Genomic DNA, 19,733 nt, shown 5'->3' on the forward strand with positions numbered 1-19,733 from the left:
TGGGTGCACCTCGAGTTGGGTGCGCTGGTGCGGTTTTGGGGACGTGAGGGGAACCCTGAGGGACTCTGAGTCCCTCAGGGTTCCCCTCACGTACTTCTCTTAGAGCTTGACTGGGTAGACCGGTTCTGGGATTTCCGGCTTGATGCGGTGTTCCACGAAGATGCCGTGCCACAGCATGAAGACCAGCAGGGCCCACAGTTGGCGGCTGCGGTCCAGTTGGCCTTCTTTGTGCTCGTCGAGCAGGCGCAGCACGGCGTTCTTGTCCAGCAACTCGTCGGTCTTCGAGTCGTTGATGATGCCGCGGGCCCAGTCGTACATCTCGTTGCGCAGCCACAGGCGGATCGGTACCGGGAAGCCCAGCTTTTTCCGGTTCAGCACGTGGCCGGGGATGATCTTCGCCAGAGCTTGGCGCAGCGCGTACTTCGTGGTGCCGTGGGCGAGTTTCTGATCCAGCGGGATCGAGGCGGCGACCTTGAACACCTCGGCGTCCAAGAAAGGCACCCGCAGTTCCAGCGAGTTCGCCATGGTGACCTTGTCCGCCTTGACCAGGATGTCGCCGCGCAGCCAGGTGTAGAGGTCCACGTGCTGCATCCGGGCCACCGGGTCCCAGCCGCGGGACACGTCGTACCAGGGGGCGGTGACGTCCTTGAAGCCGACGCCTTCTTCGTACGTCCGCAGCACCGCGCGCAGTTGCTCGTCGCGGAAGTTGCGGGCGTTGCCGTAGTAGCGGTCTTCCAGCGGAAGCGCGCCGCGGCGCAGGAGGTCCTTGCCTCGGGTGCCTTCGGGGATCTTCGTGGACACCTTGCCCAGCAGCTTGCGTACGCCGCCGGGGATCTTCTCGAACGGGGCCAGCGAAATCGGCTCGCCGTAGATCGTGTAGCCGCCGAACAGTTCGTCGGCGCCTTCGCCGGACAGCACGGCCTTCACGTGCTTGCGCGCTTCGCGGGCGATGAACCACAGCGGGACCAGCGCCGGGTCGGCCACCGGGTCGTCCAGGTACCAGACGATGAGCGGCAGCGCTTCCATCATCTCGTCCGCCGACACCGTGCGGACCACGTGCTTCACGCCGATCGCGGCGGCCGATTCAGCGGCGACGTCGACCTCGGAGTAGCCCTCGCGCTCGAACCCGGTGGTGAACGCGATGAGGTTCGGGTTGTGCTCCTTCGCGAGCGTCGCGGTCGCGGTCGAGTCGATGCCGCCGGAGAGGAACGCGCCGACAGTGACGTCCGGGTCCGAGATCATGTGCTTGCCGACCGAGTCGCGCATCACGTCGGCGATGCGCTCGTACAGTGCGTCGGCCTCGGCCTGGCTGTTCACCGGCTTCGCGGCGAACTTCGGGTGGAAGTAGCGGGTGAACTCGGTCTTCCCGCCCGGCGAGAGCCGGAACGAGGTGCCGGATTCGACGCGGCGGATCGCGGTGTGCAGTGACTCCGGCTCCGGCACGTACTGCAGGACCAGGTAGTGCTGCAGGGCCTTGCGGTCCAGCTCCTGCGCGACGCCGAGCGTGTCCGACAGCTCCAGCAGGCTCTTCTTCTCGCTGGAGAACGCGGTGCCGTTCGGGCCGGCGCTGTAGTAGAGCGGCTTGATGCCGAACGGGTCGCGCGCGCCGAAAACGACCTTTTCGGCCGAATCCCAGATCAGGAACGCGAACATGCCGCGCAGCTTTTCGACCGCTTTGTCGCCGAGGTAGTGATAAGCCGCGACGATCGCCTCGCCGTCGCCTTCAGTGGCGAATTTCGCACCGAATTTTTCGGCGAGCTCGTCGCGCAGCTCGCGGTAGTTGTAGATCTCGCCGTTGAAGTTCAGCGTGTACCGGCCGGGAGCCTCCGGCGGACCCCACACCAGCGGCTGGTGCGCGTGGTCGACGTCGATGAAGGCGAGCCGGTTGAAGCCGTACACGACCTCGGCATCGGCCCAGGTGTCCTGCTCGTCGGGGCCGCGGTGGCGCTGGCAGCCCATCGCCGCGCCGACGCTCTCACGGGCGTTCGAGGCGTCGTTTTCGGTCGCGCAGATCAGTCCAAGCAGGCCGCACACGTGTACTCACACACCTCAGGGTCGGGCCGGTCCGGGGAAGGGCCCAGTATGCCGGGGCGGGGCGCCTCGCCCGGAAAGCGGGTGACGCGCGGCGCAACTGGTCACCCCTTGGTCAGCGGGAGCGGCCAACTCGGCTAGGCTCCGCCTGTCACGAAGATCGGTCGAAGAAGGCCCGGTGTGAGAGGGCCTGTTGGGTGAAAGGGCAGGGCGCAGTGGGAAAACCAGAGCGCACCCCGGTGGGTAAGCGGGTCGGGCGTGTCGCCGCGCTGGCCGTGCTGGTGGCGCTGACCGCGACGGGCTGCTCGGGAGACGAGATCCTCCGCTTCGGCTGGCCGAAGGGCGTCACGCCGCAGGCCGACCAGATGCGCACCCTCTGGACGTGGACGGTCGTCGCCGCGCTCGTCGTCGGCGCGATCGTGTGGGCCCTGATCTTCTGGACCGCGATCTTCCACCGCAAGAAGAAGGGCGCGGCCGCCGAAGGCCCCGAGGACCTCCCGCGGCAGTTCCAGTACAACATCCCGCTGGAGATCTTCACGGTCGTCCTCCCGACGATCATGGTCTGCGTGCTGTTCTTCTTCACCGCGACGACCGAGAGCAAGGTCCTCGACAAGAAGCCGAACCCGGACGTTGTCGTCGACGTGATCGCCTTCCAGTGGAACTGGGAGTTCAAGTACGAGGGCGATGCCGCCAAGCGCGCCGACGGCACCCAGGTGAGCACCGTCGGCTCCTCCGGCGAGATCCCGCTGCTCGTGCTGCCGACGAACAAGACCATCGAGTACCGGCTCCGCTCGACGGACGTCATCCACTCGTTCTGGGTCCCGGAGTTCAACTTCAAGCGCGACGTGATGCCGGACCCGGAGAAGAACAACCAGGACAGCTCGTTCCAGAACTCGATCGACCGCGAGGGATCGTTCGTCGGCCGCTGCGCCGAGCTGTGCGGGACGTACCATTCGGTGATGAACTTCGAGGTGCGGGCCTTGTCCCCGGACAAGTTCGACCAGTACCTCAAGCTGCGCGCCGCGACGAACCCGAAGACCGGCAAGCCGAACACCGCGTCCGAGGCGCTGGCTTCGATGAACTGCGGCGAGCTGTGCAGCCCGTACGCGGTGACCACGAAGCCGTTCAACACTGACCGCACCGCGCGCACCGCGTCCAACTGACGGCGAACCAGAAGGAGCAGGGGACCAATCCCATGAAGGTCGAAGCCCGGATTTTCTACATGGTGGCGGGGTTTGCCGTCCTCATGACCGCCGTCTACTGGGTCATGACCGCGCTCTTCACCACCGACCAGAAGGCTGAGCCGGTCGGCATCGTCGCGCTGTTCCTGACCGGCGGCCTGGCGTTCCTCGCCGGCAGCTACATGCAGTTCGTGTCCCGCCGGATCGAGGAGCGTCCGGAGGACCGCGAGGACGCCGAGATCAGCGACGGCGCGGGCGAGCTGGGCTTCTTCAGCCCGGGCAGCTACTGGCCGGTCGCGCTCGCCGCGTCGGCCGGTCTCGCCGGCCTCGCGCTCGCGTTCTTCCACATCTGGCTCCTCGTGATGGCGCTCGTGGCGCTGCTCATCGCGGTCGGCGGGCTGGTGTTCGAGTACCACACCGGTCCCGAGCACGACTGAGTTTTTCCGCTTCACCGAGACGCCCGGCTGGGAATTCCCGGCTGGGCGTTTCGCGTATCTGCCTTTGCGCGCTGAGGAGCCAGCGCCGCGGCGAGCACGGCCAGCATGCCCAGGCCTTCGGGCCAGGTGAGCCGGTGGCCGAACGCCAGCATGTCCACCACGACCGCGACCACCGGGTACAGGTAGGACAGCAGCGCCACCGTCGTGGTCGGCAGCTTGCCGATGCTGGCGTACATCAGCACGTACATCACCGCCGTGTGCACCGTGCCCAGGAGCAGGAGCCACAGCAGTCCCGGAGCGGAACTCGGCAGCGGCGTGAACATCAGCGCGGGAGCGAGCACGATCGCGCCGACCGTCAGCTGCACCGCGGCGAGCAGATGCGGCCGGATGTGCTTGAGCTGCTTCGCGATGAAGGACGCACCGGCGTAAAGCAAGGCTGCGCCGAGGGCGAGCGCGATCCCCGCGAGCCGCACCGGTTGTCCGTCATCTCCTTGTGCGGAAAGGGAAATCACCACCACTCCGGCGAACGCCACACCTGCTCGCATGAGGTGCGAACGGCCGACTTTCTCGCCGAGGAACAACGCCGCCATTCCGACCAGGATCAGCGGCTGAGTGTGATAAACGACGGTGCTGACGCCGATCGACGACAGCGAGTAGGACGCGAACAGCAGCACCCAGTTGCCGACCAGCAGCAGTCCGCCGGCGACGGCGAGGAGCAGGTCGCGGCGGGTCGGCCGCCAGTCGCGGAACCAGCCGCGGGCAAGGGACCACACGACCAGCAGGACGCCGCCGACGAGGCAGCGGGCGAACGCGACCGCCGGGGCGGCCGCGCCGCTTTCGAGCACAACCGCGCCGATCGTTCCGGACAACGCCATCGCCGCGGACCACTGCAGGACCGGGCGGGATTCGGGGTTCTTCATGCGTCCCAGATTCGCCTTCGCGGCGACGTTCAACCAGTGTCAGAGATGACAATGACCGCAAAACTTGTGACATCCTGGGCGGCATGGAGGTAGAACGGGTCGCCGTGCTGCTCGCGGACCGGGTTTCGCCGTTCGAGCTGGGGGTCGCGTGCGAGGTGTTCGGCACCGACCGCAGCGCGGACGGCATGCCCGGCTGGGACTTCGGCGTGTGCTCGCCGAACGGGGCGGAAGTGGCCAGCTGGTCCGGATTCGGCCTCGCCGGACTGCGTGACCTCGACTTCGCGGCGTCAGCTGATTTGGTGATTGTGCCTACCCAGGCCCCGCGGACCGCGCCGCCGCCGGAGCCGTTGCTGGACGCTTTGCGCGCTGCGCGGGAACGCGGCGCGTGGGTGGCCGGGTTCTGCGCGGGAGTGTTTTCCCTTGGCTACGCAGGCCTTCTGGACGGCCGTCGCTGCACGGTGCACTGGATCTACGAGCCGGAATTCCGTCGGCTGTTTCCCGCCGCGGAAGTAGATCCGCAAGCCCTCTACGCGGACGACGACGGCGTGTTCACCAGCGCCGGGACGGTCGCCGCGGTGGATCTGTGCCTGCATCTGGTGCGTCGGTTGCGCGGTGTCGCGGCGGCGACGGCGTTGGCCCGGCGGATGGTGGCCGCGCCGCACCGCGCTGGTGGTCAGGCGCAGTTCGTGCAGGCACCGGTGCCCGCGACGGTCGCGCCGGACGACGCGGTGGTCGCCGAAGCGCTCGAATGGGTGGAACGGCGGTTGGACCAGCCGTTCACCGTCGCGGAGTTGGCTCGCCGCAGCGGGTTGGGGGAGCGGACGTTCCTGCGCCGGTTCTCCGCGGCCACCGGGACGACGCCGCATCGCTGGCTGACCGAACGCCGCCTCGACCGCGCACAGGCACTGCTGGAGGAGGGCTCGCTTTCGGTGGAGGACATCGCGGCGGCCTGCGGGTACGCGTCGGCGGCTGCGTTGCGGCACCAGTTTTCGCGCCTGCGCTCGACGACGCCCAGCGCTTACCGGACCGCCTTCCGCTCCTGACCCCTCGGCCCAGACCGCCCCAATGCCGCATTGGGTGCAGCTAACGCACCCAATGCGGCATTGGGGTCTTCTCGGCAGCGGGCGCAGCGGCGAGGACACGGGGTTGTCCTGGTCGATGGGGCGCGGTCCGGCTGGTGTGAACGTACGTGAGGGGAACCCTGAGGGAATCAGATTCCCTCAGGGTTCCCCTCACGTACCTCAGCGGGAGCGAGGTCAGGCGACCAGGCTCGGCAGCGGGTGCTCAGCATCGCTCTGGCGAGCGCCGTTACCGCGAGCCGCCGCACCGCGCTCAAAGGAAAGCCGCTCGCGACGCGTGCACCGAACGACGCGTTTAGGTGCTCGCTGTCCGTTCCCAATGCCGCATTGGGTGCGCTGAACGCACCGAACGCCGCACCGGGTGCGTGTGGAAAGCACCCAATGCGGCGTTCAGAACGTTGCGAACGATCAGCGGCCAGTCGAGGAGAACGCGATCCACCGGTCCAGAAGCGTCGCTGCCGCCCCGCTGTCGATGGCCTGGCGTGCTCGGTCCAGCCCCGCCGCCAAGTCGTCCTCGAGCGAATCGGAGAAGCCCTTGAACGCGGCCAGCGCGGCAGCGGCGTTCAGCACCACCGCGTCGCGCACCGGACCGGTCTTGCCGCTGACCAGTTCCCGGACGACCTCCGCGTTCGCCGCCGCGTCGCCGCCGCGCAGGTCTTCGGCCGTGGCGCGCGGGATGCCGAGCGACTGCGGGTCGAAGCTGCGTTCCGTCACCGTGCCGCCGGAGACCACCAGGACCGACGTCGTCGTCGTGGTGGTGATCTCGTCCAGCCCGTCGTCGCCGCGGGCCACCAGCACCGACATCCCGCGGTCGGCGAAAATCTCCGCCAGGGCACGGGTTTTGTCGGCGTAGGCGCACCCGATCAGCGCGCTTTGCGGCTGCGCCGGATTGGTCAGCGGGCCCAGCAGGTTGAACGTGGTCGGCACGCCGAGTTCGCGCCGCGGCGGGCCGGTGTGCCGGAACGCCGGGTGGAACGCCGGGGCGAAGCAGAACCCGATGCCGATCTCCTCGAGCGAGGAGAGCACCGCCTCCGGCGGCAGGTCGATCTTCACGCCGAGGGTTTCCAGCACGTCGGCCGCGCCGGACTTCGACGACGCGCTCCGGTTGCCGTGCTTGGCCACCGGCGCGCCCGCCGCCGCCGTGACGATCGTCGCCATCGTGGAGATGTTCACCGAGTTCGACCGGTCGCCGCCGGTGCCGACGATGTCCACCGCGGGACGGCTCAGCGTGATCCGCCGGGCGTGCGACAGCATCGCGTCGGCCATGCCGGAGATCTCCGCGGGCGTTTCGCCCTTGGCGCGCAGCGCGACCGCGAAGCCGCCGATCTGCGCCTGTCCGGCACTGCCGGACATGATCTGGTCCATCGCCCACGCCGTGTCCTCCGCGGACAGGTCCTCGCCGGCGATGAGCCGGGTGAGCAGCGCGGGCCAGGTGTGCGGGGTGGCGCCCACCGGGCTCAGCCGCCGTTGACGGCGGGGACCCGCCCGGCGCGCAGCACGCCGGCGACGGTCTCCGCCGCGGTCAGCGGATCGAGCGGGTGCACCAGCACGGCGTCGGCGAGCGCCCAGGTGGCGAGCCATCGGTCGTCGCGGCGGCGGACGGCCACCACGATCGGCGGGCAGTCGTCGATCTCGTGCTTGAGCTGGCGGGTCAGGCCGATGCCGCCGGTCGGCTGGGCCTCGCCGTCGAGGATCGCGAGGTCGACCGAGCCCGCGTCCATTTCGGCGAGCACGTCGGCGATGCCGGACGCCTCGACCCACTCGACGCGGCCGAGGTCGGCCGCCGGGCGCCTGCCGACGGCGTTCATGATCGCCTCGCGGACCTCGGCCTTGTGGCTGAACACCAGGATCCGCTGGGACTGCTCGCTCATTGAGCACGCCTCCGTCTCGTCACGGGTGGAACAGCCGCGATCGTATCCGCCGAGACGCATCTCACGCGGACGCGGTGGGCGAGTCACCCGGTTGCCGCGCCTCCCAGCCCGGCGCGTCGCCGCCGAGCCGCTGCGCCAGCCCGGCCATCCGGGACCGTTCCTGGGCGCAGTGCAGGGCGTCCAGCACCTGCACCCGCCGCGCGTGCGCCAGCACCCGGTCGCCGTCGCGGCTCTGCTCGCGCAGGTCGTAGCCGTCCTGGGCGAGGATCGCCGCCGCCTCCTCGATCCGGTCCGCCGGAAGGACCAGGTGATGCACGAGCACCGCGGGCGCTTCGCTTGCCCAGCCGGGTGAATCGGCGAGCACCGCGGAGTCCGCGACGGCCGGGTCGAACGCCGAGACGACGACCCGCAGACCGGGCGCGTCCGGGTCGAGAACCGCGTTTTCCGGCTTTCTCACCAGGTCACGGAGCTTCTCCAGCCAACTCACGAGTAGCTCCTTCCGGTGCTGGTCCGCCTCTCGCGCGCGGGTGTGACGCGAAGCTCCCACGACCCGCCGCAGACCCGGCGGGCGGGGTGCGGTCGCGAGAGGACATAATGCGATCCGTGACAACGGCAGCTCCCACCATCAGCCAGCGGGTCCACTCGCTGAACCGGCCGAACATGGTCAGTGTCGGCACCGTCGTGTGGCTGTCCAGCGAACTGATGTTCTTCGCCGGACTGTTCGCCATGTTCTTCACCGTCAAGGCGCAGAACCCGGCCGGGGCGTCCTGGCCGCCGCCGTTGCACGGCGAGGAGTTCCACCTCAACGTCGCGTACGCGATCCCGTTCACGGTGATCCTCGTGCTGTCGTCGCTGACCTGCCAGTTCGGCGTGTTCGCCGCGGAGCGGGGCGACGTCTACGGGCTGCGGCGCTGGTACATCGTGACGCTGATCATGGGCGCGATCTTCGTGGCCGGGCAGGCGAACGAGTACCACAACCTCGTCGAGGAGGGGCTGACGATCCCGTCCGGCCCGTTCGGAACGGTGTTCTACCTCGCGACCGGTTTCCACGGCCTGCACGTGATCGGCGGGCTCATCGCCTTCGTGTTCCTGCTGATCCGCACGAAGCTCAGCAAGTTCACTCCGGCACAGGCCACCTCGGCGATCGTCGTGTCGTACTACTGGCACTTCGTCGACATCGTGTGGGTCGGCCTCTTCGCGGTGATCTACATCCTTCCCTGATCTCCGCACCGCCCACCACAAAACGGCCTGAACTGACAGCAAGGGTTGCCGCAAGATGACCACCAGCACCAAATCCTCGGAGCGCCGGTTCCGCGCGCGCTCGAAGATGCGCAGGCGCCTCGCGGGCGTGCTCGCACTCGGCGTCGCCCTGGTGGGGGCCGGCGCCCTGTACGCCGTCTTCGCCCCGGAACCGCAGACCGCGCAGGCACAGGGCGACCCGGCGCTGCTGCGCCAGGGCGAGCAGGTCTACAACAACACCTGCATCGAATGCCACGGCGCGAACCTCGAGGGCGTCAAGGACCGCGGTCCGAGCCTCATCGGCATCGGCGACGCGGCCGTCTACTTCCAGACTTCCTCCGGCCGGATGCCCGCGGCGCGCCAGGAGGCGCAGGCCGCCCGCAAGCCGCCGAAGCTGACCCCGAGCGAGATCGACGCGGTCGGCGCCTACGTGCAGGCGCACGGCGGCGGCGCGCAGCGTCCGGAGGAGCGCGGCGAGGCGCTGCGCGGCAACGACCCGGCGCGCGGCGGCGAGCTGTTCCGCCTCAACTGCGCCTCGTGCCACAACTTCACCGGCCGCGGGGGCGCGCTGTCGGCGGGCAAGTACGCGCCGCCGCTCGACCCGGCCACCGAGGAGCAGATCTACGACGCGATGCTCACCGGGCCGCAGAACATGCCGAAGTTCTCCGACCGCCAGCTCAGCGCGGAAGAGAAGAAGGACATCATCGCCTACGTCAAGTCGGTGTCCGACGGCAACAACGACCCGGGCGGCAACGGTCTCGGCGGGGTCGGCCCCGCCTCCGAAGGCGTCATCGCCTTCGTCGTCGGAATCGCCGCGCTCGTCGGCATTACGCTGTGGATTGGATCGAAGGCATGAGTGCCGAAGGGCCCAAGCCGCCCTCGGAGGCGGAGCTGGCTGAGATGGACCGCGACGAGCTGCTCAAGCTCGGCGGTCAGCTGGACGGCGTCGAAATCGTCGACTACCCGGAACCGTGGCCGGTCGAGGGCACCCGCGCGGAGCGGCGCGCACAGCGCCTCGTCGCGTTCTGGTTCGCCCTGTCCGCGCTCGCCGGCCTGGCGTTCGTGGTCGTGCTCGCGTGGCCGAAGTGGTGGGAGTACAAGGACCCGAGCGACCCGAGCGGCCACTCGACCTACAGCCTCTACACCCCGGCGCTCGGCGTCACGCTCGGCCTCGCGGTGCTGGGGCTCGGCATCGGCGTGATCCTCTACACCAAGAAGTTCGTCCCGCACGAGACCTCGGTGCAGCAGCGCACCGACGGTCCGTCGGCCGAGGTCGACCGGGCCACCATCCTCGCCCACCTCGCCGACGCCGGCACCCGCAACGGCATCGCCCGCCGGTCGCTGATCAAGCGCACCGCCGGCGCGGGCGCGGGCGCGCTCGGCCTCGCGGTGGCGGCGCTCCCGATCGCGTCCTTCATCAAGGACCCGTGGAAGGACACCGAGAACAAGGACGGCCTCTGGCACACCGGCTGGCTGCCCCAGTTCAAGGGCGAGAAGGTCTACCTGCGGCGCAACACCGGCAACCTCGAGGCGGACGTCAAGGAAGGCGTCGCCCTGGTCAAGGCCGAGGACCTCGACGCGGGCGCGATGGAGACGGTCTTCCCGTACCGCGAATCGGAGAAGGGCGACGAGAAGGCGCTGTCCGAGGCGCTGATGCGGGTCGACAACCCGGTCATGCTCATCCGGCTGCGCCCGACCGACGCCTCGCGCGTGGTCAAGCGCAAGGGCCAGGAAGACTACAACTTCGGCGACTACTACGCGTACACGAAGATCTGCAGCCACGTCGGCTGCCCGACCTCCCTGTACGAGCAGCGCACGAACCGCATCCTCTGCCCGTGCCACCAGTCGCAGTTCGACGCCCTGCACTACGCGAAGCCCATCTTCGGCCCGGCGACGCGGCCGCTGGCCCAGCTTCCGATCACGGTTGACGAAGAGGGATACTTGATCGCGAAGGGCGACTTCAACGAGGCCATCGGACCGGCCTTCTGGGAGCGTAAGTCATGAGTTCACTCACCACGCCGACCAAGGGCACGAGCGCACTCCAGAAGCACCTGGGCGAGGCCGCGGACAACGCGGACCAGCGGTACAAGCTGGCCAAGGGCCTGCGGCACCAGATGAACAAGGTGTTCCCGACCCACTGGTCCTTCCTGCTGGGCGAGATCGCGCTGTACAGCTTCATCGTCATCCTGCTGTCCGGGGTGTACCTGACGCTGTTCTTCGACCCCTCCATGCAGGAGGTCACCTACCACGGCAGCTTCACGAACATGCAGGGCATGCAGATGTCCCAGGCGTTCCGCACCACGCTGGACATCTCGTTCGACGTGCGCGGCGGCCTGTTCGTGCGGCAGCTGCACCACTGGGCGGCGCTGATCTTCGTCGCGTCGATGATGGTGCACATGCTCCGGATCTTCTTCACCGGCGCGTTCCGCAAGCCCCGCGAGGCGAACTGGGTCATCGGCGGCCTGCTGCTGATCCTGGGCATGTTCGAGGGCTTCTTCGGCTACTCGCTCCCGGACGACCTGCTGTCCGGCACCGGTATCCGCGCGACCCTGTCCGGCATCGTGCTGTCGGTGCCGGTGATCGGCACCTGGATCCACTGGGCGCTGTTCGGCGGGGAGTTCCCCGGCGACCAGATCATCCCGCGCCTCTACACGCTGCACATCCTGCTGGTCCCGGGCATCATGCTGGCGCTGATCGGCGCGCACCTCGCGCTGGTCTGGTACCAGAAGCACACCCAGTTCCCGGGCGTGCGGCGCAAGGAGACCAATGTCGTCGGCGTGCGGATCATGCCGTACTTCGCCCTCAAGGGCGGTGCGTTCTTCACCCTGGTCGTGGGCGTGCTGGCGCTGATGTCCGGCCTGTTCCAGATCAACCCGGTGTGGAACTTCGGGCCGTACAACCCGTCGATGGTGTCCGCGGGGTCCCAGCCCGACTTCTACATGGCCTGGGCCGACGGCATGCTCCGGATCTGGCCCGCCTGGGAGGTCTACCTCGGGAACTACACGATCCCGGCGGTGTTCTTCCCCGGCGCGATCGGCATGCCGATCCTGTTCGCGCTGCTGCTCGGGTATCCGTTCCTGGAACGCAAGCTGTCCAAGGACAACGCGGCGCACAACCTGCTGCAGCGTCCGCGCGACGCACCGGTCCGCACCGCGCTGGGCATGATGGCGCTCGGGTTCTTCGCGGTGATCGAGCTGTCCGGCTTCAACGACATCATCGCCGACCAGTTCGACATCTCGCTGAACGCGACGACGTGGGCAGGCCGCATCGGCGTGCTGATCGTGCCGCCGCTGGCGTACTACTTCACCTACCGGATCTGCCTTGGCCTGCAGCGGTCCGACCGGGAGGTGCTGGAGCACGGCGTCGAGACCGGCATCATCAAGCGGCTGCCGCACGGCGAGTTCATCGAGATCCACCAGCCGCTGGCCGGCACGGACAGCCACGGCCACGCCATCCCGCTCGAGTACCAGGGCGCGGCGGTGCCGAAGAAGATGAACAAGCTCGGCACCGCGGGCCACGCCGTCCCGGGTTCGATCTGGACGCCGGACCCGGCGGAAGAGACGAAGGCGCTCGACCGCGCTCGCGGCAACGGCCACGGGAACGGCAAGGCGCAGGTCGAAGGGTCCGAGGAGTCGACCGAGGTCGGTTCCGGGCACTGAGTCCCTGAAGCTCCGCAGAACGCCGAGAAGGCCCCTCCTCTTCGCGAGGGAGGGGCCTTCTTGCTGTGTTGTCCAGGTTTTCTAGAGCTGAATGCGGCCGACGATCTCGCCGTCCTCGTCGATCTCTCCAGTGGGTTTGAAGCCGAGCCGCAGATAGAACGGCTGTGGACTGTGCTTGCCCGGCATCCAGCTGACCGTCACCGATTCGGCTTCGCGGCGGCGCGCTTCAGCCAGGACGGCTTCGACCGCGAACCGGCCGTAGCCCTTTTTCTGGTGTTTGGCGGCGATGTTCAGCCGCCAGAGGTAGGAGCGGTAGTAGTCGGTCGGGTTGTCCGGGTCGAAGGCGGCCATGACGAAGCCGACGAGTTTCTTCCCGGCGTAGACCAGCCTCGGCCAGGCGATGTCGGGCTGGACGTAGGCTTCGGCGAGCGAGCGGGCGACCGAGGCAACGTAGTCGCGCTGAGGTTTCGCCACTTTCAGATCGCAGGCATCGTCCACGTTGTCGACCGTGATTTCGACCAGACGCAGGGTCGTCATGCGAAGTACGGTAGCGCGGCCCGCGAGGTTCAGAGCCGGATGCGAGCGACGACCTCGCCCTCGTGAAGCTGTCCGGTGGGCTCGAAACCCAGCCGCAGATAGAACGGCTCCGGGCTGTGCTCGCCCGGTACCCAGAGCACCGTCGCGGACTCGTTCCCTCGCTGGCGTGCCTCGGCCAGCACCGCTTCGACCGCCAACTTGCCGTAGCCCTTTTTTTGGTGCTCGGCGGCGATGTTCAATCGCCAGACGCCGCAGCGGAAGTAGTCGATCGGACAGTGTGGATCGAAGGCGGCCATGACGAAGCCGACGAGGTCGTCTCCCGCGTAGACCAGCCTGGGCCAGGCAACGTCCGGCTGGGTGTAGGCCTCCGCCAGCGAGCGGGCGACCGGGGCGACGTAGTGCTCCTGGTGAGGCGCTACCGACAGGTTGCAGGCCGCGCCCACGTTGTCGCTGGTGACCTCGGCTAACCGCAGTGTCGTCATGCCCCGGACGTTAGCCCGGGGGTACGACAATTCCGGGCGGGTCAGGCGCCCTCGACGCCGATCTCGAACGCGGAATCCGTGTCGGCGCGCGAGTAGGACCGGAACGCGATGTGGGTGACGGTGTCGAGCACGCCGCGGACCTTGCCGATGCGGCCCGGGATCAGGTCGGCGAGGTCCTCGTGGGCCTGCACGCGCACGGTGGCGATGAGGTCGACGTCCCCGGCGCACGAGTAGACCTCGGACACCTGGTCGAGGTCCGCGATCGCCTGCGCGGCCTGCGGGATCTCCTCGGCCTCTACGTTGATCAGCACGATCGCCGTGATCACAGCGTTCCTCCCACTTGCTCGCGGTAAATACTCGAGCGCGATCGTAGCCGGGAACGCCCCCGAGGACGCCGTGGCGGGGCGGTCAGCCTGCGACATGTTCCAGGGAACGTGCGTCGGCGACCCGCGCGAGCCAGGCCTGCCAGCCCGCGACGGCCGCGGGTTCGGCCCACGGCCGCGTCGTACGGACAAGCCGGGTTCCGGGCCGCGCGAGCCAGCGCAGCAGGATTCCGACCTCCTCGCCGGGCGCGCCGCGCAGCGGACCGTCGCCGGGCAGCACGGTTTCCCCTGCGGCGACCAGGGATTCGACCACCGGCATCGGCGGGACGCCACGGCGCGCGACCCCGGCGGAGGCGAGCCTGCCGTAGCGGATGACCGACAGTTCCCAGCCGCCGTTGCCGTCTGGCGCGGCGGCGATGAGTTCCGCGACCGACGCGAGCGCGGCCTGCCGGTGCGCGCGGCCGACGGCGCGAACCAGCCCGGCCAGTTCGTCCCGGTGCCGGGCGGCTTGTTCGTAGTGCCTTCGCTCCGCCATCTCCTCCAGCCTCGCCGCGGCCAGATGCAGCGGACGGCCGTCGTGACCAGCGATGAGTCCGCGGGCGGCCTCGACGGCGGGGGAGTAGTCGTCGACCGTCTGCCTTCCCGCGCACGGCGCTCCGCAACGGCCGAGTTCCGCCAGAACGCACGGCGTGCCGGACGCGGAGGTGGCCGAGATGCGTTGCGTGCAGGTGCGCAGGCCGGAGGCGTCGGCGAGGGTTTCGGCGGCGGTGCGCGCGTCGGCTTGGCGGCGGAACGGCCCGAGCGTGCCCGCGCGCGGCAGGCGCACCACCGAAAGCCGCGGGAAAGCCTCGTCGGTGAGGCTGATCCACCAGCCGTGGTGCGGGTTTTTCGACCGCCGGTTGTACGCCGGCCGGTGCGCGGCGATCAGCCGCAGTTCGCGGATCTCGGCCTCGAGGGAATGCGCGCACTCGATGGCGTCCACCCGCTCCGCCAGCGCGACCATTTCCCGGATCCGGCCCCGGCTTTCGGAACCGGTGAAATAAGTCCGCACGCGCCGTCTCAGGTCCCGCGCGGTGCCGACGTACAGCACTTCGTCGCGCGGTCCCTTGAAGAGGTACACGCCGGGCCGCGACGGGAGGTCGGCGGCGAGGTTTCGCTTGCGGCGCTGGGCAGGCGTGACGTCCGGGAGGTAGTCGATCAGCTCCTCGACAGTGTGGACGCCGACGTTGCCGACGCGCTCCAGCAGCGCGTGCAGGACGTCGGTGGTGGCGCGGGCGTCGTCGAGCGCGCGGTGCGTCGGCCGGGTGCGCGCGCCGAGAAGCATCGACAGCGACGACAACCGATAGCTGCGCGCTTCTTCGCGCGGGATGACGCGGCGCGCGAGCTTCACCGTGCAGACGACGGTAGGGCGCGGCCAGACGTAGCCGTGCCCGTCGCAGGCCGCCTTCATGAAGCTGGTGTCGAAGCCGGAGTTGTGCGCGACCAGCACAGCGCCCGCGATGAACTCCAGGAACGCGGGCAGCACGCGTTCGATCCGCGGCGCGTCGTAGACCATCGCCTGCGTGATCCCGGTCAGCTCGACGATCTGCGGCGGGATCGGCGTGCCCGGGTTGACCAGCGTCGCGAACTCGCCCAGCACCTGTCCCGCGCGGACCTTGACCGCGCCGATCTCGGTGATCCCGTCCGGGCCGGGCTTGGTGCCGGTGGTTTCGAGGTCGAACACGACGAACGTGGTGTCCCGCAGCGGGGTGCCGAGCTCGTCGAACGCCAGCTGAGCCTGGTCGGGCCTCGGTCGGGTCTCCATGATCGCGCACAGTAGGACCGACCACCGACAATCTTCGCGCGCGCGGCCTGTGGCCCGATGGTGACCAGCGGAACGGGCCGGTGCGGCGCGGGATCCGGCGGCGGGGCCTACCCTGGACCAATGCACCCCCAGCCCGTCGAGCCGGAAGAAGCCGCGGAGGCCGTCGGCCCCTCGGCGGTTCCGGCGCGGGCGGAGGAGGACGCCGGGGTCCCGGAAGCGGGGACGTGTCCGGAACCGTCGTCGTGGACGAGCCTGCCGGAGGCGGTGCGCGAGCGCATCGCCGAACTGGCCGCGGCCGCGGTGGCGAAACTGCCGGTCGCGGACGTGCCGAGGCAGTTGCGGCCGGTCGCGAAGTTCGCTCCGGCCAAGCGCGCGAAGCTCGGCGGCACCGCGCTGCTGACCGCGTTGGGGGATTCCGCGCAGTTCCGTACCGCGGTCCTGGAGTGGCTGCGGGAGCACCGGACAGACGCGCTGGACCCGAACGTTTCGGACTCGGTCGCGGCCGCGGCCGCCGCGGTGCTGCTCGGTGAATCCGGTGCGGCCGGACGCGTGCGGCTGGTCGCGAAGAACGCCGAGGAAACGGCGTTGCGCGCTGAGCGGGACGCGGCGTTGGCGCGGAATCAGCGGCTGGAAGTCGAAATCGCCGAGCTGCGGGCCGAGCTGGAAGAGGCGCGCGGGGCGGTCGAGAGCGTGCGCGGGGAACGCGAGGCCGAGGTCGAGAAGCTGCTGCGCCGGCTGCGTGAGCAGGGCGTGCTGCTGCGGCAGGCCAAGGACGCGGCCGAGACGGCGCGGACCGAGCTGGCCGACGGGGGCGCGACGCGGGAACGCGAGATCGAGACGCTGAACGTGCAGCTCGACCGGGAGCGGCGTCGGGTCGCCTCCGAACGCGCCCGCGCTGAACGGGCGGTCGCGGACGCGGAGATGGCGCGGCAATCGGCGCGCGAGGCTCGAGAGGCCGACGAGGTCCGGCTGGCGTTGCTGGTGGACACGATCGACGGCGCCGTGCACGGCCTGCGTCGTGAACTGGCCTTGGGCGACCGCGGCGCGCGTCCTGCCGACATGGTGAGCGGCGCGCGGTCCGGGCTCGGCCCTGGCGGGCGGATCCAGGACGTCACGGCGCTCGACCGGCATCTGGCGCTGCCGAACGTCCATCTCATCGTGGACGGCTACAACGTCACCAAAACGGGTTATCCGGAGCTGGCGCTGGCCGACCAGCGAGACCGGCTGGTGCATCAGCTTTCGGCGCTGGCGGCGCGCACGTCGGCGGAGGTCACGGTGGTGTTCGACGGGGCCGGTGTGCTGTCGGTGCCCGCCGCGGTGCCGCGCGGGGTGCGAGTGCTGTTCTCCGAGCGTGGCGTGCTCGCCGACGACGTGATCCGGTCCTTGGTCGCGGCCGAGCCGAAGGGCCGTCCGATGGTCGTCGCGACGTCCGACCGGGCGGTCGCGGACTCGGTCCGAGCGGCCGGTGCGCACCCCGCTCCGTCCGCGGTGCTCGTCAGCCGATTGGGTCGAGTCTGAGCCTGCCCGGCTCGCGGGCCCCGGAAATTGTCGGTGGTGCTTCCTACCGTTTGTTCCCGAGGCGATTCCCGGAACCGGTCCGGGGCCTCGCGAGGTATGGAGGCACGGCGATGGGCGAGCAGAAGCGGTTCGGGGCAGGTTCCGGCATGCGTGCGGGGAACTCGGCTGGCGTTAGCGGGGAAGTCCGCTTCGCGGCGGGTCCGGGGGATCTGGACGGCGGCGCCGAGGGCGTCGCGGCTGTGCGGTCCCGGCCGCCGGACCGGGAAGGTCACCCGAGCGGGGTGGGTTCGGCGGTGAGTCTTGCCACTGGGGTGAATCCGGCCACGGCGGAGACTCGGGACCGGGATCTGGAGGCGCGCCGGGAAAGCGGCGTTTCAGCTGGTTCCGGCGGGAGCCTGGACGGGGCGGCTGTTGCTTTGCGGCGGCCGGGCGAGGAGATCAGTCCGGGAGTGCCGCCGGGAGTAGAAGGAACGGCGGTTGCCGCGTGTTCGCTTGGCGGCGAGCGAGGGCGGCTGACGGGTGCTGCTGGAGTGTCGGAGGCAGGAGCGGCTGCTGCGGGCTCGCTCGGCTGTCAGCACGCACGGCTGCCCGGCACCGAGCGAGAGGCGGAGGCGCGGCTGAGGACCGGAGCGGATCCCGCGGGCTCGCTGGCCGCGCGAGAGCAAGCGCGGCCGGGTCCGGAGGGCTCGACGGGTGCGGGCGATCACGCCGACCTTGCCCGGCCCCGGCGTTCGGCGCGCCACTCAGGCGCGTCGCGAAGCGCGAAGCGGGCGAAACCCGTTACCTCCCACCAGGAAGAGCGGCGGCCGGCCGGTGCGGTGGACGTCGCGGTCGAGGACATCGACACGTTCGTCGTCGATTGCGACCGGTGTGCGGTGCGCGGGGCGGCGTGTGCCGATTGCGTGGTCAGCGTGCTGCTCGGGCCGCCGGTCGGCCTCGTCTGGGACGCGGACGAGCGGCGAGCTGTCGACGCGCTCGCCGAGGCGGGGATGGTGCCGCGGCTGCGCCTGGTTCCGGAGACAGACAGTAGGTCGGCGTGACACCAGTGGGTGACACTGGCTCGCCGAGCGGTCGCCTCGGTGCGGTGAACGGTAAGTAACGGAGGGAGCCGTTTGTGCTGCCACAGCGTGTGGTCTAAGTCACATTGAACTGCCGTGCTGGTCCGATGGTGTTTCACCGGACTACGGAGAGTTTTTACGGGGGGCCCGGTGGACGCGCCGACGGTCTTTTCGTAACCTGGCCGAGATCTCGCGCCAGGCAGCTGTCGGACGACGGCGACGCGGGATCGCCGCCGGTTCGGCTTTGTCGGGGAGTCAGGACTGGAACCAACCACCGTGCGCGGAAAAGCTGTTGTGGAACACGACGGCCGGAACGCGGACGGGCAGCGTGCGCGAAGAGGGCCCCCGACCTCTTCCGCGCCGGGGTTCCGGCCACGGCGGCCCGACGAGCAAAGGAGACCCGCGCGGCCGTGCAGTCGCATCCAGTCAAGCGCGTGGTGTCAGGCGCCCTCGCGGCCGCCTCGGTGATCGCAATCGTCACCGCGGCGCAGCCAGCGGGCACCGCAGCCGCTTCCCCCCTCCCCGTCCTCCAGGCCCCGCCGGACTCCGGTTCGGACGCTCTCGCCAAGTACCGCGACCTCGCGGCGCAGGCGGAGAAGGCGAACGAGGACCTCCTCAAAGCCAAAGACGACCTGTCCGCACGCCAAGGCGACCTCGACAAGGCCAACGGAGACGTGGGCAACGCCCACAACCTCTCCGCGCAGGCCGCCGAGAACGAGAAGAAGTACAAGGTCGACGTCGACAAGTTCGCGAACGCGTCGTTCCTGTCCGGCGTGCAGATGAACAAGCTGTCCGCGCTGCTGGCGGGCACGTCGACGCAGGAGTTCCTCGACCGTTCGGCGGCGCTGGACCAGATCGCGTCGCAGAAGGCCACCGCGCTCGAGAAGCTCCAGGGCGCGGTCGACCAGGCCAAGGCCGCCGAGAAGCTGGCCGCCGACGCCGCGCAGCGGGCCACCGCGGCGCGCGACGCGGCGGCGAAGCTGACCGAAGACATCACGGCCAAGAAGAAGACGCTCGACGACCAGGTCGCCGAGCTGAAGAAGACCACGGCGGGCCTGAGCCAGGCGGACCGGAACGCGCAGAAGGACACCGGCGGCGACATCTCGGTGGACCTCGCGAACGCGGGCCCGGCCGCGGCGGCCGCGGTCCAGGCCGCGCTGAGCCAGCGGGGCAAGCCCTACGAGTGGGGCGCCACCGGGCCGAGTTCGTACGACTGCTCCGGGCTCATGCTGTGGGCCTACAAGCAGGCGGGCGTCTCGCTGCCGCGTTCGAGCCAGGCGCAGAGCCAGACCGGCACGCCGGTCCCGCGCAGCCAGCTCCAGCCCGGCGACCTGGTGTTCTACTACACGCCGGTTTCGCACGTGGGCATGTACATCGGCAACGGGATGATGGTGCACGCGCCGACCACCGGCGACGTCGTCAAGATCTCGCCGCTGCAGAGCCAGTACGTGGGCGCGCGCCGGGTCGCCTGACCGGACGTTCTCGCCTCACCGGGGCGGGCGCGCCGGCCGGGCGGGCGGCCCGGGGGGGGGTTTCGGGGGGCCGCCGACCCCCGGGGATGGAAAACCGCGGCGTGGAGCCGGACCCGAGGTGC

General features: G+C 69.7%; 19 protein-coding genes. 10 read left to right on the forward strand and 9 right to left on the reverse strand.

The genetic code is table 11. The features are described from left to right. Positions 1–99: 99 nt before the first annotated feature. Positions 100–2,034 carry an asparagine synthase (glutamine-hydrolyzing) gene (gene asnB, locus ACFXI3_RS43445; protein ID WP_378407775.1) on the reverse strand — a complete coding sequence of 645 codons (1,935 nt, stop codon included), beginning with the start codon at positions 2,032–2,034 and terminating at the stop codon, positions 100–102. A 212-nt stretch (positions 2,035–2,246) separates the two neighbouring features. Between asnB and ACFXI3_RS43450 the strand changes: the two genes are divergently transcribed. After that, entirely contained in the window at positions 2,247–3,194 is a 948-nt protein-coding gene (locus ACFXI3_RS43450) for a cytochrome c oxidase subunit II (RefSeq protein ID WP_344268357.1), read from the forward strand. A 32-nt stretch (positions 3,195–3,226) separates the two neighbouring features. Then, positions 3,227–3,649 (forward strand): cytochrome c oxidase subunit 4, encoded by a 423-nt coding sequence (locus tag ACFXI3_RS43455; protein WP_344268354.1) that lies wholly within the window; start codon positions 3,227–3,229, stop codon positions 3,647–3,649. 11 nt (positions 3,650–3,660) lie between these two features. Here the strand turns inward: ACFXI3_RS43455 and ACFXI3_RS43460 are convergent, their stop codons facing one another. Next, positions 3,661–4,569: a DMT family transporter gene (locus ACFXI3_RS43460; protein WP_378407777.1), complete on the reverse strand. Its 909-nt coding sequence runs from the start codon at positions 4,567–4,569 to the stop codon at positions 3,661–3,663. An 83-nt stretch (positions 4,570–4,652) separates the two neighbouring features. Between ACFXI3_RS43460 and ACFXI3_RS43465 the strand changes: the two genes are divergently transcribed. Then, complete coding sequence (locus ACFXI3_RS43465; RefSeq protein WP_378407779.1) at positions 4,653–5,612, forward strand: GlxA family transcriptional regulator; 960 nt, start codon at positions 4,653–4,655, stop codon at positions 5,610–5,612. Between the two features lie 444 nt (positions 5,613–6,056). Here the strand turns inward: ACFXI3_RS43465 and trpD are convergent, their stop codons facing one another. From trpD to ACFXI3_RS43480, 3 genes are all read right to left on the reverse strand, one after another. Then, on the reverse strand, positions 6,057–7,100 hold the full coding sequence (gene trpD / locus ACFXI3_RS43470; protein WP_378407781.1) for an anthranilate phosphoribosyltransferase: 1,044 nt from the start codon (positions 7,098–7,100) through the stop codon (positions 6,057–6,059). A 5-nt stretch (positions 7,101–7,105) separates the two neighbouring features. Further along, on the reverse strand, positions 7,106–7,519 hold the full coding sequence (locus ACFXI3_RS43475; protein ID WP_116203867.1) for a hypothetical protein: 414 nt from the start codon (positions 7,517–7,519) through the stop codon (positions 7,106–7,108). Positions 7,520–7,580: 61 nt separating this feature from the next. Then, a complete protein-coding gene (locus ACFXI3_RS43480; protein ID WP_354750241.1) occupies positions 7,581–8,006 on the reverse strand; it encodes a ribonuclease E inhibitor RraB in 426 nt (141 codons plus the stop codon). 107 nt (positions 8,007–8,113) lie between these two features. Between ACFXI3_RS43480 and ACFXI3_RS43485 the strand changes: the two genes are divergently transcribed. From ACFXI3_RS43485 to ACFXI3_RS43500, 4 genes are read left to right on the forward strand one after another with little or no spacing between them, the layout of a single operon-like run. Next, on the forward strand, positions 8,114–8,740 hold the full coding sequence (locus tag ACFXI3_RS43485) for a heme-copper oxidase subunit III (protein ID WP_344268338.1): 627 nt from the start codon (positions 8,114–8,116) through the stop codon (positions 8,738–8,740). A gap of 55 nt (positions 8,741–8,795) precedes the next feature. After that, on the forward strand, positions 8,796–9,614 hold the full coding sequence (locus tag ACFXI3_RS43490) for a c-type cytochrome (RefSeq protein ID WP_344268335.1): 819 nt from the start codon (positions 8,796–8,798) through the stop codon (positions 9,612–9,614). After that, positions 9,611–10,762, forward strand: coding sequence for a ubiquinol-cytochrome c reductase iron-sulfur subunit (locus tag ACFXI3_RS43495; protein ID WP_344268332.1), 1,152 nt, complete (start codon positions 9,611–9,613; stop codon positions 10,760–10,762). Before ACFXI3_RS43490 ends, ACFXI3_RS43495 begins: the two co-directional genes overlap by 4 nt. After that, positions 10,759–12,417, forward strand: coding sequence for a cytochrome bc complex cytochrome b subunit (locus ACFXI3_RS43500; RefSeq protein ID WP_344268330.1), 1,659 nt, complete (start codon positions 10,759–10,761; stop codon positions 12,415–12,417). The genes ACFXI3_RS43495 and ACFXI3_RS43500 overlap by 4 nt, the downstream gene beginning before the upstream one ends. Positions 12,418–12,498: 81 nt before the next feature. On the opposite strand, the gene ACFXI3_RS43505 is transcribed toward ACFXI3_RS43500, so the two are convergent. The 4 genes from ACFXI3_RS43505 to ACFXI3_RS43520 form a co-directional block, all read right to left on the reverse strand. Continuing rightward, positions 12,499–12,954 (reverse strand): GNAT family N-acetyltransferase, encoded by a 456-nt coding sequence (locus ACFXI3_RS43505; protein WP_344268327.1) that lies wholly within the window; start codon positions 12,952–12,954, stop codon positions 12,499–12,501. A gap of 29 nt (positions 12,955–12,983) precedes the next feature. Continuing rightward, positions 12,984–13,436: a GNAT family N-acetyltransferase gene (locus tag ACFXI3_RS43510; RefSeq protein WP_378407785.1), complete on the reverse strand. Its 453-nt coding sequence runs from the start codon at positions 13,434–13,436 to the stop codon at positions 12,984–12,986. 41 nt (positions 13,437–13,477) lie between these two features. Then, the gene (locus ACFXI3_RS43515) at positions 13,478–13,762 is read right to left on the reverse strand and encodes an Lrp/AsnC family transcriptional regulator (RefSeq protein ID WP_009074830.1); all 285 of its coding nucleotides are present in this window, start codon (positions 13,760–13,762) and stop codon (positions 13,478–13,480) included. Between the two features lie 82 nt (positions 13,763–13,844). After that, entirely contained in the window at positions 13,845–15,563 is a 1,719-nt protein-coding gene (locus tag ACFXI3_RS43520) for a DEDD exonuclease domain-containing protein (RefSeq protein ID WP_378407787.1), read from the reverse strand. 120 nt (positions 15,564–15,683) lie between these two features. Between ACFXI3_RS43520 and ACFXI3_RS43525 the strand changes: the two genes are divergently transcribed. The 3 genes from ACFXI3_RS43525 (at position 15,684) to ACFXI3_RS43535 (ending at position 19,611) form a co-directional block, all read left to right on the forward strand. Further along, positions 15,684–17,081: an NYN domain-containing protein gene (locus tag ACFXI3_RS43525; RefSeq protein ID WP_344268314.1), complete on the forward strand. Its 1,398-nt coding sequence runs from the start codon at positions 15,684–15,686 to the stop codon at positions 17,079–17,081. Positions 17,082–17,899: 818 nt separating this feature from the next. After that, on the forward strand, positions 17,900–18,121 hold the full coding sequence (locus tag ACFXI3_RS43530; protein WP_037358162.1) for a hypothetical protein: 222 nt from the start codon (positions 17,900–17,902) through the stop codon (positions 18,119–18,121). A gap of 428 nt (positions 18,122–18,549) precedes the next feature. Next, positions 18,550–19,611 carry a C40 family peptidase gene (locus ACFXI3_RS43535; protein ID WP_344268311.1) on the forward strand — a complete coding sequence of 354 codons (1,062 nt, stop codon included), beginning with the start codon at positions 18,550–18,552 and terminating at the stop codon, positions 19,609–19,611. Positions 19,612–19,733: the final 122 nt, after the last annotated feature.

The sequence above is a fragment of the Amycolatopsis sp. NPDC059235 genome, from assembly GCF_042754125.1.
GTDB classification, from domain to species: domain Bacteria; phylum Actinomycetota; class Actinomycetes; order Mycobacteriales; family Pseudonocardiaceae; genus Amycolatopsis; species Amycolatopsis albidoflava.